This is a genomic window from Pseudoalteromonas sp. APC 3250 (genome assembly GCF_030407915.1).
In the GTDB taxonomy this organism is placed as follows: Bacteria; Pseudomonadota; Gammaproteobacteria; order Enterobacterales; family Alteromonadaceae; genus Pseudoalteromonas; species Pseudoalteromonas tetraodonis.
The window spans coordinates 211,749-224,861 of sequence record NZ_JASDCM010000004.1 but is presented as its reverse complement, the minus strand read 5'-3'; the positions used below and the strand labels follow the sequence as shown (position 1 = coordinate 224,861).

At 40.4% G+C, this 13,113-nt stretch carries 12 protein-coding genes; 11 read left to right on the top strand and 1 reads right to left on the bottom strand.

Going from position 1 to position 13,113, the window contains the following annotated elements:
• Positions 1-33: 33 nt before the first annotated feature.
• The gene (ltrA, locus tag QL986_RS06510) at positions 34-1,389 is read right to left on the bottom strand and encodes a group II intron reverse transcriptase/maturase (RefSeq protein WP_290191344.1); all 1,356 of its coding nucleotides are present in this window, start codon (positions 1,387-1,389) and stop codon (positions 34-36) included.
• Positions 1,390-2,055: 666 nt separating this feature from the next.
• Here ltrA and QL986_RS06505 point away from each other — a divergent pair.
• From QL986_RS06505 to QL986_RS06455, 11 genes are all read left to right on the top strand, one after another.
• Positions 2,056-2,427, top strand: a complete 372-nt coding sequence (locus tag QL986_RS06505; RefSeq protein ID WP_290191343.1) for a hypothetical protein — start codon at positions 2,056-2,058, stop codon at positions 2,425-2,427.
• Positions 2,428-2,638: 211 nt separating this feature from the next.
• On the top strand, positions 2,639-3,349 hold the full coding sequence (locus QL986_RS06500) for a transposase (protein WP_290191342.1): 711 nt from the start codon (positions 2,639-2,641) through the stop codon (positions 3,347-3,349).
• A gap of 83 nt (positions 3,350-3,432) precedes the next feature.
• Positions 3,433-4,407: a transposase gene (locus QL986_RS06495; protein WP_290191341.1), complete on the top strand. Its 975-nt coding sequence runs from the start codon at positions 3,433-3,435 to the stop codon at positions 4,405-4,407.
• 382 nt (positions 4,408-4,789) lie between these two features.
• Complete coding sequence (locus QL986_RS06490; RefSeq protein ID WP_033104177.1) at positions 4,790-5,179, top strand: hypothetical protein; 390 nt, start codon at positions 4,790-4,792, stop codon at positions 5,177-5,179.
• A 112-nt stretch (positions 5,180-5,291) separates the two neighbouring features.
• Positions 5,292-5,606, top strand: coding sequence for a hypothetical protein (locus QL986_RS06485; RefSeq protein WP_016899706.1), 315 nt, complete (start codon positions 5,292-5,294; stop codon positions 5,604-5,606).
• A 109-nt stretch (positions 5,607-5,715) separates the two neighbouring features.
• Positions 5,716-6,822: a serine hydrolase domain-containing protein gene (locus tag QL986_RS06480; protein WP_024600909.1), complete on the top strand. Its 1,107-nt coding sequence runs from the start codon at positions 5,716-5,718 to the stop codon at positions 6,820-6,822.
• A gap of 211 nt (positions 6,823-7,033) precedes the next feature.
• Complete coding sequence (locus QL986_RS06475; RefSeq protein ID WP_290191372.1) at positions 7,034-7,996, top strand: phosphotransferase; 963 nt, start codon at positions 7,034-7,036, stop codon at positions 7,994-7,996.
• 133 nt (positions 7,997-8,129) lie between these two features.
• Positions 8,130-8,762, top strand: a complete 633-nt coding sequence (gene upp / locus QL986_RS06470; protein ID WP_008115315.1) for a uracil phosphoribosyltransferase — start codon at positions 8,130-8,132, stop codon at positions 8,760-8,762.
• A 9-nt stretch (positions 8,763-8,771) separates the two neighbouring features.
• Positions 8,772-10,010, top strand: a complete 1,239-nt coding sequence (locus QL986_RS06465; RefSeq protein ID WP_290191340.1) for a uracil-xanthine permease family protein — start codon at positions 8,772-8,774, stop codon at positions 10,008-10,010.
• A 148-nt stretch (positions 10,011-10,158) separates the two neighbouring features.
• Positions 10,159-11,898, top strand: coding sequence for an HAD-IIB family hydrolase (locus QL986_RS06460; RefSeq protein WP_290191339.1), 1,740 nt, complete (start codon positions 10,159-10,161; stop codon positions 11,896-11,898).
• Positions 11,891-13,111: a glycosyl transferase gene (locus QL986_RS06455; protein ID WP_028834751.1), complete on the top strand. Its 1,221-nt coding sequence runs from the start codon at positions 11,891-11,893 to the stop codon at positions 13,109-13,111. The genes QL986_RS06460 and QL986_RS06455 overlap by 8 nt, the downstream gene beginning before the upstream one ends.
• Positions 13,112-13,113 lie beyond the last annotated feature (2 nt).

Sequence of the window (13,113 nt, the reverse complement as noted above, 5' to 3'; positions counted from 1 at the left end):
CACCACCCATCATGCGGGTCCGCAATGGGCGGTTCATCTCCCGTAATGAATATTGATCCAAATATCTTTCAATGACACTAAACCTTGTGATGCTAAATAGTCATTACCTAGCGCAATGTTAATTCCTTTTGTTTTTGAGCTTCTACAAGGGCCTTTACTGGTGATACCACAGGCTATGGCGAGTCGTTCGCTAACACCCAATTTCATTAAACTGCGTACTTTGGTGCGAGGTTTACGCCATTGCCGCCAGTAGCACATTCTTATCCTACGTCGGATCCAGTGATCTAAATCCACCGTTAGCTGATAAGCGTTGGCTATTAGGTAGTAGTTCCCCCAGCCGCGCAAATACTGTGTGAGTTTATGAATTTGTAGGGTCATTGAGATCCCCCAGTTGCGGTTAGTGAGTTCTCTTACATTTGCTTTGAATTTCTTTAGCGCCTGTTCGTGGATCTGCACTTGAGCGTAACGGAAGGTAAACCCGAGAAATTTCGAGCCTGATACGGGACCGACTCGACTTTTCGATTCATTCACTTTGAGTTTTAATCGCTGAGTGATGAACGCAGTAATTTCCCGCTGGATTATGAGTCCTTCGCTTTTCGTTTTTACTAAAATGATTATATCATCAGCGTAACGTGCAAACTTAAGGTGTTTGTAGGTTAGCTTCTTATCTAATTCATCGAGTAAGATGTTGGAAAGCAAAGGGGATAATGGCCCACCTTGAGGGACTCCTTTGGTTGACTCAAACCACAGACCCGTTTCGCGCTCTGCGATCCCCGCTCGGAGGTATTTACCAAGTAGGCGCATGAGTGCTTTGTCTTTGACTTTACGACCAACACGATTCATCAGCATGTCATGGTTTACTTCATCAAAGAACTTAGACAAGTCAATATCAACTGCTGTTTTATAACCTTGTTTAACACAAGATTGAACATGATTTACTGCTTGGCTGGCTCTTTTATGAGGGCGATAACCATAACTATGTGGTGAAAATAGAGGCTCAAAGTAAGGGCTAATCACTTGAGCAATAGCTTGTTGGATCACTCTGTCGATAACAGAAGGGATCCCAAGCATTCGCTCACCGCCATCGGGTTTGGGTATCATCACGCGTTTGACTGGCAAGGGTTGATAAGTGCCGCTAAGTAATTGTTGTTTAATACCCAGCCAATGTAACTTAGCGAAGTCATTAAATTCCTCAATACTCATATTATCAATACCCGCAGCCCCTTTATTGCGCTTAACATGTTGCCATGCTGCACCAATATTGTGGTTGCTCAGTACCCTTGCCATCAGGTCACGATCTGTTTTGTTGTATTCATTCGAGGTATTATTCACAGTCGAACGCTGTTCATCACTATCACAACACGGTGATCTATGTGAATTCAAGTTCATTTGTAGTATCTCCTCTGGTTAAGATGTTCAGGCCTTCACCGTGTCCCCTCCATTACGATGGGCGTTTGGCTACTATGCCGTCTGCTGACTTCTGATAAATCACTCTAGCGATTACTCGATAAAGCGCGTCGAAACTAACGCTTGTTTACTGCTATTTCGCTCGCTGTAGGTCGCAGCAACCAAAGCGCCAAGGGTTGAACAACCAGTCCCTAACTGGTAATCTCCAAGCGTTAGCGCGGATGCGTGTTTATCAGATCTCCCCGAATAAGGTGCATCGACTTTCTCTGCACAACTGCATCATTTACGGTGGCCGTTAGATCACATGACTTCGCTATCTTGTGCTAGCTCGTCTCCAGCCTACGCCTCATATGATGTTTTTGTTCATCAGCTCACAGATTTGCTAGCGGCTTCCTCTAGACTATCTCTCGCGATTTAGCCCTTGCCATTCGCTAGTAGTTATCGTTTAATAACAGTGTGTTATTTAAACGGTGATCTTCCTACAGAGGACTTTCACCTCATAAGTCAATGCCCATGTCGGGCGTACACAAACGGCTCAACCGGACAAATATTCGCTGTCACCTTTTTTGCAAAGAAACGCAAAAAAGCCGCCATCAAACATTTGCGCGGTTAGCCGGGCGTTAGGTAACTCATTAGGTATAAAGTCTCATGGATAGAGTGGTGGTGTGGTTTCTGTGCTTCTGTTTATTTATAGGTGGTGGAACACATGTTTTTGATAATGTTGTATATGGTTTTTTACCCTATAAGTTTGCACCTCAATGGATTAATATTTATTGGACAGCATTGGCGGTCATAGATCTTGTAGCTGTTTTCTTGTTAGCTAAATATCGTAGAGTAGGTATAGCGTTAACATTGTTAATAATGCTTAGCGATGTTGCAATAAACTCTTTTGCTTTTTATGCGCTCAATATAATTTCTGATAGCCTTCCTTTACAGCTGCAAACGTTTTTTTTAGGTTTTTGTATTGGTTCATCTATTTGGTTATGGCAATCGAATAGTAAGGTGGTAAATGTTACCTAACAAGTTACTTAAAAGGACGCAAAATGCTTGGCTTGCGCTCCTTCGTCGCTAAGTTTAGCCAAGCATTTATGCGCCCATTAGTAAGGCGTTGAGGTTGTAGAATTACTCTTTTTAGGAACTGGTTCTACACATTTCACTTGATTATTTTTTAACCTTGAACCCACAGGGTTACTGTGATCTAATAGATATTATTCACCCACGGTAAATTGTTATGGCCAACTATAAGCCTGACTTATCCTGCCAAAATAAATTCATTCCAATCAATTTTGCTGAGCAAATATTGCCAGGTACATTTGAGTATGCGCTTTGTTATATTGTCGAAAATAAACTCGATTTGTCGGGCTTTGACGCGTGGTATAACAATGATAAAACGGGCGCGGCGGCGTATCCACCTTCAGTGATGCTAAAGATTATTTTGCTCGGCTATGCACATGGTTTGATCAGCAGCCGCCGTATTGCTAAGGCGTGTGAGACGAATATTTTGTTCATGAGTGTGTCGGGTGATATTCAACCTCATTACACATCGGTAGCGGGATTCGTGGCCAAAATGCACGAACAGATTGAACCGCTGTTTACGCAAGTACTGATGATATGCGACGAAGAAGGCTTGATAGGTCGCAACATGTTTGCCATTGATGGATGCAAATTGAAATCGAATGCGAGTAAAGAATGGAGCGGCACATTCGATGAGCTAGGGCGTAAAAAAGCAAAACTAGAACGCGCGAGTAAACGTATTATCGAACGTCACCAATCACAAGATAGCCTGAGCGAAGAGTTGATAACACAGGATTTAAAGCAAAAAGAAAAGCTGGATAAAAGTGCAGATAAAATCACGGAGTTCTTAGCGACCCACGAGGAAAAAACGGGCAGCAAAGGCAAGCCCATTAAAAGTAATATTACCGACCCCGATAGAAGAAGCTAAAACAGACACCCATCTTTAATTTTGTACTTGCAATGGTTTCAAACTATGCTTTAGGCAGTATGAATAAATAGGCAGGGTGTTCTATGGCAATTGCAAGAAAGCGTCAGGTTAGTTTGGCTGATACGCGATATTATCACTGTATTTCACGCTGTGTACGCCGAGCCTTTTTATGCGGAGAAGACCATTTTACAGGTCAGTCTTATGAGCACCGCAGAAGCTGGGTTGAAGATAGGTTACTTGCACTAGCGAAGGTATTTTGCATAGATGTGTGTGCTTATGCTGTGATGAGTAATCACACTCATTTAGTACTGTATGTAGATGATAAAAAGGCTAATAGGCTAAATGACCAAGCCATTATTATTCGTTGGCATAAAGTGTGTAAAGGCACGTTATTAACGCAAAAATACCTGCAAGGTGAAAAACTCACTAAAGCAGAGCTTATCTTTTTCAATCAAACAGTAAAACAATACCGAGAGCGGCTATCTAGCATCAGTTGGTTTATGCGCTTGTTAAATGAAGATATTGCGCGCAAAGCGAATAAAGAAGACAACTGCACTGGTCGATTCTGGGAAGGGCGCTTTAAATCACAGGCCTTGCTAGATGAAGCCGCACTAGCTGCTTGCATGGCGTATGTAGATTTAAATCCAATTAGGGCAAAGATAGCCAGCACCCCCGAAGAATCAAATCATACCAGCGTGAAAAAGCGATTAGAAAGTGCAGCAACAGGCAAGCAGCCTAAAAGTTTATTACGTTTTGCAGGCTTACCACGCCAAATCATGCCAAAAGGCCTACCTTTTGAACTTAAATCCTACCTTGAACTCGTTGAATTAACAGGCCGTGTCATAAGAGAAGACAAGCAGGGACACATTGACAATATATACCTTCCTTTACTAGAGCGAGTCAATATTAGCCCTGAGAACTGGCTGAAATTGACGACACAATTTACGCGTGTGTTCCATGGTGCAGTCGGTAGACCTTCTTCACATGAAAGCTATTGTGAAAATCTAGGAAGAAAGCGGCGAGCAAACATGAGTAACTGCGAAAAATTACTCGCATAAAGCTTAATCAATCAAATACGTAAACTTACTGTATAGAGCAGGTATTTCCATGTCTGTCATTTAAGTTTTACAACGATATTTACTTATTTAAAGCTGAAGCCAGCCTTTTAAAGTTGCAAGAAACTAAATGCAGAGATTAATAGTGAATTTTGTGACACAGTTTCAATAGGTAGTTAAGATGGGTGTCATCATATGATATCGATATTGTTGCAAATATAGATTTAGGTTTAGCAACGGTCAACAAGTGCACATAACAGGCGCTTTGAGCGCGGAACTGCTAACAGTTGACTCAGTTTCGCTTCGTTACACATTTTAGCCAACAATTATCAGCCCATTATCCGGGCTTTAGGTTTTCATCAAAATATGGAGTTTTATTTTAATTATGGAAGAATCAGTTCAAGTCGAAAATAATGAAGATAGTATAAAGAAATCTCGAAGTGTAGAAAAAAATAAAATCCAAAATGAAACTATTACAACAGAGCTACATTTTGAGTTGTTAAAACAGTATGCATGGCTATCATCAGCAATAATAGGTGCTGTTGTTATACTTATTCAATTAAAAGTACTTACCTTTGGCTCAAAGGTTTATATTCCTTTAGGTTGTTTTTGTTTTTCAATTCTTAACTCTTTAATTGCTCAAGACTATATAGTTGAGTCATTAACAAAAGGTAAAACTATTTATGATATCTCTAAAAAAGTATATATATTACGCAACTTCTCTATATTTGGTTTAGGGCTTGGCGTAGGGTTACTTGCTAATAGCTTTATTTAGACAACAAACACATTAAGCAGGACAAAACAGTTGGCTTTTGTTCTTGCGTCGCTAATTTCGCCAACAATTTTATTGCCTCTTTTGGGGCGTTAAATACCTAAATGGAGTTTAGATGAATATTCAAGTTTTTAGACCAAAACAATTTGTGGATATGGCGAGAGACTATAAGTTGTTTGCGGATGACGTAGAAGTTGCCACTATAAAAAGAGGGGTTACGCAAACAGTAAACATCCCTGATTCAACTAAAAATATTCAAGCGAAAATAGATTGGTGTTCAAGCCAAACCTTTCCTGTAGCCTCTATTACTGACAAAGGAATTATTATTAAAAATTCTTTCGGTAGTAATATATTCAAATTGCTTTTTTTAACTATTTATTATGTCAGTTTCGGTAAAAGCAAATACTTATCGGTAACAAACGGTATTTAGTAAGAATATTCAAACGAAAAAAAGCCGTTGGCTGTTTTCACACTGTTTAATATTTTAGCCAACTATTTCAAGTCTGTTTATATTGGCGTTTTACGAACTAAGGAAAGTTATGATTAAATCAATACTGATAATATTTACATTGTTTTTAGCTAGTCTTGCTACCGCTGAAGAGTTTACTGATGTGTCTGAGATCACAGAGCGCTTGGAAGATGACATACCAAAGATTTTAGATAAACACAAAGCTCCTGGTGTTGCACTTGCATTTGTCAATGGAAATAGAGTTCTAGAGTTTCGATCCTATGGTTTTGCCGACGTAGCAGCCAAAACTGAGATTACCCAAAGCACAATGTTTAACGTAGGGTCTATTTCTAAGCTGGTTACTGTTTGGGGAGTAATGCAACTTGTAGCTCAAGGCAAAGTCGATTTAGATGCGCCAATAAACCAATACCTCAAACGTTGGCAGATCCCTAAGTCTGAGTTTAACGCAAAAAAAGTAACATTGAGAAATATCTTATCTCACACTTCAGGCTTGTCACTTGGCCCATATACAGGCTGGGAGTCTCCAGAAAAGTTAACATCTATAGTTGACTCACTAAATGGCAATAACAATGGCGCCGGATCTGTTGAACTTATTCATGTGCCCGATACAAAATGGTCTTATTCTGGTGGTGGGTATTCAGTGGTGCAACTTTTAATTGAAGATGTGTCAGGCATGGCATTTGAAGACTATATGCAGCAATACGTGTTTAAGCCTCTAAATATGAAGGATTCTACTTTTAACATTACTAAAAAAGTTATCAAAAAGTCGGCAACACCTTACGATAATTCCGGCAAAGTCACGGGCATGGTTTATTTTAATGAGAAAGCAGCTGCTGGTTTACAGACAACGCCAATAGACTTAGCACGCTTTAATATGGCTGTGTTGCGCAACAACGATGGTGATTATAATGGTTTAGGGTTGCTACCAGAAAAATTAATTGATCTGATGATAAAGCCCGCGCCAAACACTAATGGGCGCTGGAGTATGAGCTATGTTGTTGACGCAAAGAATAGCAGTCTTGGCTTTGCTGGATTTAATCGTGGTTGGGTCTCGCTATCACGCTCTATCACTGACCTTAACTTTGGTTATGTGATTTTAAGTAATAGTAGTATTGGCGCAGTGAATAATGACATTGATAGTCTTATCCTTTCTATTGTTAAACAAAGCCATAACTAAAATGGATACAACAAAGTATTGCAGCGGGTAAAGCGCTCAATTCGACGATAAGTTTGTAGTGGCATAGTTAATTTTGCCACCCATTCAAAAACTAGCATTCGTTTTTTACATACAGGGTTGTGAAAAAACATACAGAGCTTTTTACTAAGACCTTTTATTAAAAACACCGTCTAATGTTAAGCTAACTAAAATTTAGCAACCTAATATGGCTATGTCTTTTTATCTTCCATTACTTACCCCGCATTTTCAACGTATAGCTATTGGCGAAACCCTAACCTCGCTTTGGAGTGGCTGTGGTCAAATTGTGAAGTGTCAACTTGATGAGCAAGCCTGTGTGATTAAAGCGATTAAAGTACCCGATCATATTAATCACCCTAAAATTAAACAAAGCAGCTTTGCGCTTAATAGAAAGCGTGACTCTTACCACGTTGAATATACTTTTTATCAGCAATTTAGCCATAAACTGCCCAAGCAAGCGGCAGCTATTGAATGCATTAAAGCAATCAACAAAGGCGATGAATTTGCCTTGGTGTTTAAAGACTTTTCAAAGCTGGGATACACCCAAGCAACCACTGAGAATATAAAGGCGATATTAAAGTGGTTGGCACAGTTTCATGCCTTTCATTTAAATGCCTTTCATTTAAATACAAAGTTTGATGGTTTATGGCAGCAAGGAAGTTATTGGCATTTAGATACACGCCCTGATGAATTTAATAACTTGCCTGAAAAGTCCGATATTAAACAGGCAGCTACTCAATTAAATAACGCGTTAAAACAATGTGACTACCAAACGTTAATTCATGGTGATGCCAAGCTTGCTAATTTTGCCGCTAATAGCCAAGGGCATATACTCGGTTATGACTTTCAATATGTGGGTGCGGGTGTTGGGGTGGTAGATGTTATGTATTTTATGACCAGTTGTATGGATGATTCTGAGCTTCACAAACACGCACAAACTTACCTCGATTATTATTTTAGCCAATTGAAGCATGCTCTGAGTGACTATCAACCGTATATTAATGCTGATGATGTTGTTACACAATGGGCTCATTTATGGCCAGTAGCATGGGCAGACTTTTATCGGTTTTTACTTGGGTGGAGCCCCGAGCACAAAAAAATTAACGGCTACATGCATGCTCAGGTAAATAATTGGTTAGCCAGTAACAACCCATAAACACAAAAAGTTGAACAGTTATGGCTAAATTAAATATTTTGGCACGAACTATGAAATCAGGGCTAAAATTAACAGTCAAACGGCCTATTTTAATATAAAATACGTCAAATTTTTTATCACTAGGTTTATTACTATGGCTATTCACGTTATTTCTCACCCCCTTGTTCAACATAAGTTAGGTTTAATGCGCGCGCATGGAATTAGCACGAAAAGTTTTCGCGAGTTGTGTTCAGAAGTTGGCACATTATTAACTTACGAAGCCACTAAAAACCTAGAATTAGAAGATAACGAAATTACAGGTTGGGACGGTAATAAACTTAAAGTTGAGCATATTAAAGGTAAAAAAATTACCGTTGTGCCAATTTTACGCGCAGGCCTTGGGATGATGGACGGCGTAATGCAATTACTCCCAGCGGCTAAAGTGAGTGTAGTGGGTTTAGAGCGTAATGAAGAAACACTTGAGCCAGTACCTTATTTTGAAAAGCTAGTAGGTAATATTGATGAGCGTTTGAGCTTAGTGATTGACCCTATGCTGGCTACTGGTGGCTCCATGATCGCCACTATCGATATGCTTAAAAAAGCAGGCTGTAAAGAAATTAAAGTAATCGTACTGGTTGCTGCGCCTGAGGGCGTTGAAAAAACATTAGCCGCTCACCCAGATGTAGAGATTTTTACTGCCTCAGTTGATAGCCACCTTAATGAAAAAGGCTATATTATCCCAGGATTAGGGGATGCAGGTGATAAAATTTTCGGTACGGTTTACTAGGGTTTAGCAGTGCAAAATAATTCTACGTTTTCAATAAAAACCATTTTAACGGGTGCCCAAATGCTATTTGTAGCGTTTGGTGCGCTGGTATTAGTGCCTATTTTAACGGGTCTCGATCCGAGTGTTGCGTTGTTTACCGCAGGTTTAGGTACTTTGTTGTTTCAATTTGTCACTAAAGGCCAAGTGCCTATCTTTTTAGCCTCGTCATTTGCGTTTATTGCACCTATTATTGCCTCAGTGCAAATGTGGGGCATACCCGCCACTATGGGCGGCTTAATGGCAGCGGGCTTTACTTATATGCTGTTGAGTTTATTGGTGAAGTTTAAAGGCACAAAAACCTTACATAAAATTTTGCCGCCAATTGTGGTCGGCCCAGTCATTATGGTGATTGGCCTAGCACTCGCGCCAGCTGCGGTTAATATGGCCATGGGTAAAAGTGGCGATGGTGGTACACAAATTATTGCCTACGATAGTGCCATTATTATTTCTATGTTCTCATTACTAGTAACTTTAGTGTTTGCCGTGTGGGGCAAAGGGGTATTTAAACTGATCCCTATTTTAGCCGGTGTTGTTGCCGGTTACACGCTTTCGTTATTTATGGGTGTAGTGCAATTTGAAGCCGTAAGTAATGCACAGTGGTTGGCAGTGCCTAACTTTGTACTGCCAGAGTTTAAATGGCAAGCCATTTTGTTTATGGTGCCGGTGGCAATTGCGCCTGCTATTGAACACATTGGCGACATGATGGCAATTAGCCAAGTTACAAAAAAAGACTATTTGAAAAAGCCAGGGCTACATCGCACTTTATTTGGTGATGGGTTAGCCACGTCTGCTGCGTCATTATTTGGCGGCCCACCTAACACCACTTACTCAGAGGTAACTGGTGCGGTAATGCTAACTAAAAACTTTAACCCTAAAGTGATGATGTGGACTGCCATTATTGCAATTTGTTTAGCGTTTGTGGCTAAAATGGGCGCGGGCTTGCAAACCATTCCGGTCCCTGTAATGGGCGGCATAATGATTTTATTATTTGGCTCTATTGCCGTTATTGGCTTAAATACCTTAGTTAAATCGGGCGATGACTTAAGCGAACCACGCAATTTAAGTATTGTGGCGCTTATTTTAATTTGCGGTATTGGTGGTATGTACATAGGTAGTAGTGAGTTCAGCCTAGAAGGTGTGAGCTTGTGTGCTATTTTAGGCATAGTATTAAACTTAGTATTACCCAAAGCACAGAGCAACCAGAGTTAAATTTGCACTGTGGCTAAAAATATTGCACCAAAAAAGCGCATTTTAAATGCGCTTTTTTTTTAACCTACTAAAAAGTAACAATAAATAATATTGGTCTAGTAACTGCATTTCCTTAGTCATACCCTATAGTTGACTCAGGGATTGTTATATGGAGACCAAGAGTGTGGATATAAATGCTTTTTTAGTAAAACACCAACTGCCGTTGAAATATCAGTATATTAGCGAGCAGTATTTTTCTGCTATTGCGCAGGACATTCTAACCAGTAAAAAAACAGCCCCTTTATTTGTCGCGATTAATGGCTGCCAAGGCTCAGGGAAAACCACGCTTGGTGATTATTTAGTGACTTGGTTTGAGCAAAACACCCACCTAAATTGTGTCGCACTCTCTATTGATGACTTTTATTTATCAACCCAAAAACGTCAGCAGCTAGCACAAGATGTGCATTGTTTATTTGCCACCCGTGGAGTTCCAGGCACACATGATGTTGCCCTTATGGATAAAACCATTAGTCGCTTGTTAAATAAAGAGGTTAATGTACCGCTGCCACGTTTTGACAAGCAACAAGATGAACCCGTAGCAAAAAATAAATGGTTAACCAATAGCCAGCCAGTCGATATTGTTATTTTAGAAGGGTGGTGTGTAGCCAGTGAGCCACAGCAGCCTTTTACCTTAATTGAGCCCATTAATGAGCTAGAAAAATCATACGATCAGCAAGGACTATGGCGCCGCTGTATTAATAGCTGTTTAGCTAATGAGTATAAAACCGTATTTAATAAAATTGACTACACAATTATGCTTAAAGCGCCGAGTTTTGATGATGTGTTTGCGTGGCGACAAGAGCAAGAGCACAAGCTAATCGCAAAACAAGGCCAAGGCGCAGGTACCATGACCGACGAGCAGCTGCTTTGGTTTATTTCTCACTTTGAGCGTATTACCCGAGAAAATTTAAATACCCTCAGTGCCAAAGCAAATGCGTTAATAGAGCTTGATAGTCACCGTGATGTAGTCGCAATGCAGCTAACTAGCGACAATATTGGTCAGCCCATTATTTTTACCGATTTAGATGGTACGTTATTAAATCATAGAGACTACAGCACCGAAGCGGTCGACACTTTATTACAAGAGTTGCAATACAGCGGTGTGCCGGTGGTATTTAACACTAGTAAAACGTTTAGTGAAGTGGTGGCACTGCAACAAGCGCTCAATATTAAACAGCCTTTTATTGTTGAAAATGGCTCGGCTGTTTATATTCCTAAAAATTATTTTAATCTCAGACCCATTGGCTGCAGCGAATACCAAGGTTATTGGTGTTATTCATTTGCGGCACCCATTAGCAATTTATGGGCTGATTTAACACATTTAAAAAAAGACTACAGCGACCAATATAGTTTATTCAGTGAGTTATCGTGTGAGCAGGTAATGCACATCACAGGGTTAAACGCGATACAGGCGGCGCAAGCACAGAATCGTCAATATTCAGATCCGCTCTGCTGGCATGGCGAAGAGCACAAACTCAACGAATTTATAAACGCAATAACAGTGTACGGCTACGACGTTAAAGTAGGCGGGCGCTTTATCCACATTGGTAAAAATACCGATAAAAGCATGGCGCAGCAATGGCTGGTGAAACAGTTTACTGCGCAGTTTACTAAGCCGCTAAGCATTATTGCGCTTGGGGATAGTGATAACGATAAGCAAATGCTCGAAGAGGCAGATATTGCCATTATTATTGCCAATCCAGAGAGTAAAAAGCCGGTTAAATTAACCCATAACAAAGCGCGCTATTCTCAGTTGCCAGCGCCGTTAGGCTGGGTAGAAGAAATCACTGCATTACCTTGTATTAACAGCATTTTACCCAATTTTGAGGAGTATAGTTTACATGGCTGATTTTTATCAAAATGGCATCATTACAACGTTACATAATATTGCCAACAGACCCGTAGACGATTTAGAAAAAGAGTTGCTGAGTTTTAGTAAGCAGCGACCCATGGGGCTTATTTTGCCCTCATTATTTAGTGAGTTAGAAGGCCCCGCGCTACAAAATATTGTTAAAGAGCTGCAAAAAGTACCTTATTTATCACAAATTACCATAGGCTTAGACAGAGCCGACGAAAGCCAATATCGTTATGCACTGAACTTTTTTAAAGCGCTTGATCAAAACCACAAAGTACTTTGGAACGACGGGCCACGCTTACAAGCGCTCGACAAAGAGCTTCAAGCCTTAGGTGTGGCGCCACGCGAGCTCGGTAAAGGGCGTAATGTGTGGTATTGCATGGGGTATAAATTAGCCACCGCTGAGGTTGAATCAATCGCCTTGCATGACTGTGATATTTTAACTTATGACCGAGGCTTATTAGCGCGGTTAATATACCCTGTTGCACACCCTCGATTTAACTATGAGTTTTGTAAAGGCTTTTACCCGCGCACCGCCAATGGAAAAATTAATGGCCGTGTCTCTCGGCTATTGGTTACTCCGTTATTGCGCTCGTTTAAAACCATTTTAGGCAGCCGTGATTACCTTGAGTACATGGACTCGTTTCGCTACCCATTAGCGGGTGAGTTTTCGTTTAGGCGCGATGTATTAAACGATATTCGTATTCCTAGCGACTGGGGATTAGAAATTGGCGTATTAAGCGAAATGTACCGTAACTATTCTCATAACCGATTATGCCAAGTCGATATTGCGGATAACTACGATCATAAACATCAGGCGTTATCGCTCGACGACCAAACCGCTGGCCTTTCTAAAATGTCGATTGATATCACCAAAGCACTATTTAGAAAGTTAGCAACGCAAGGGGTTACCTTTACCAGCGAAACTATTCGCTCATTAAAAGCCACATATTACCGTATTGGTTTAGATTTTATTGAAACCTATCATAATGATGCACTAATGAACGGTTTAACCCTTGATATTCACCAAGAAGAAAAAGCCGTTGAAATGTTTGCGCAAAATATCATGAATGCCGGTCAGCACTTTTTAGAAAACCCAATGGAAGCACCCTTTGTGCCGAGTTGGAATCGTGTGGCCTCGGCAATGCCAGACGTACTTGAGCGTTTAAAAGAAGCCGTTGAGCTAGATAACGAGCAATACAGTTAACA

What these genes read in the sequence shown, in the direction of transcription:
- ltrA (WP_290191344.1), bottom strand. Translation starts at nt 1,389, where the DNA reads ATGAACTTGAATTCACATAGATCACCGTGTTGTGATAGTGATGAACAG.
- QL986_RS06505 (WP_290191343.1), top strand. Translation starts at nt 2,056, where the DNA reads ATGGATAGAGTGGTGGTGTGGTTTCTGTGCTTCTGTTTATTTATAGGT.
- QL986_RS06500 (WP_290191342.1), top strand. Translation starts at nt 2,639, where the DNA reads ATGGCCAACTATAAGCCTGACTTATCCTGCCAAAATAAATTCATTCCA.
- QL986_RS06495 (WP_290191341.1), top strand. Translation starts at nt 3,433, where the DNA reads ATGGCAATTGCAAGAAAGCGTCAGGTTAGTTTGGCTGATACGCGATAT.
- QL986_RS06490 (WP_033104177.1), top strand. Translation starts at nt 4,790, where the DNA reads ATGGAAGAATCAGTTCAAGTCGAAAATAATGAAGATAGTATAAAGAAA.
- QL986_RS06485 (WP_016899706.1), top strand. Translation starts at nt 5,292, where the DNA reads ATGAATATTCAAGTTTTTAGACCAAAACAATTTGTGGATATGGCGAGA.
- QL986_RS06480 (WP_024600909.1), top strand. Translation starts at nt 5,716, where the DNA reads ATGATTAAATCAATACTGATAATATTTACATTGTTTTTAGCTAGTCTT.
- QL986_RS06475 (WP_290191372.1), top strand. Translation starts at nt 7,034, where the DNA reads ATGTCTTTTTATCTTCCATTACTTACCCCGCATTTTCAACGTATAGCT.
- upp (WP_008115315.1), top strand. Translation starts at nt 8,130, where the DNA reads ATGGCTATTCACGTTATTTCTCACCCCCTTGTTCAACATAAGTTAGGT.
- QL986_RS06460 (WP_290191339.1), top strand. Translation starts at nt 10,159, where the DNA reads ATGGAGACCAAGAGTGTGGATATAAATGCTTTTTTAGTAAAACACCAA.
- QL986_RS06455 (WP_028834751.1), top strand. Translation starts at nt 11,891, where the DNA reads ATGGCTGATTTTTATCAAAATGGCATCATTACAACGTTACATAATATT.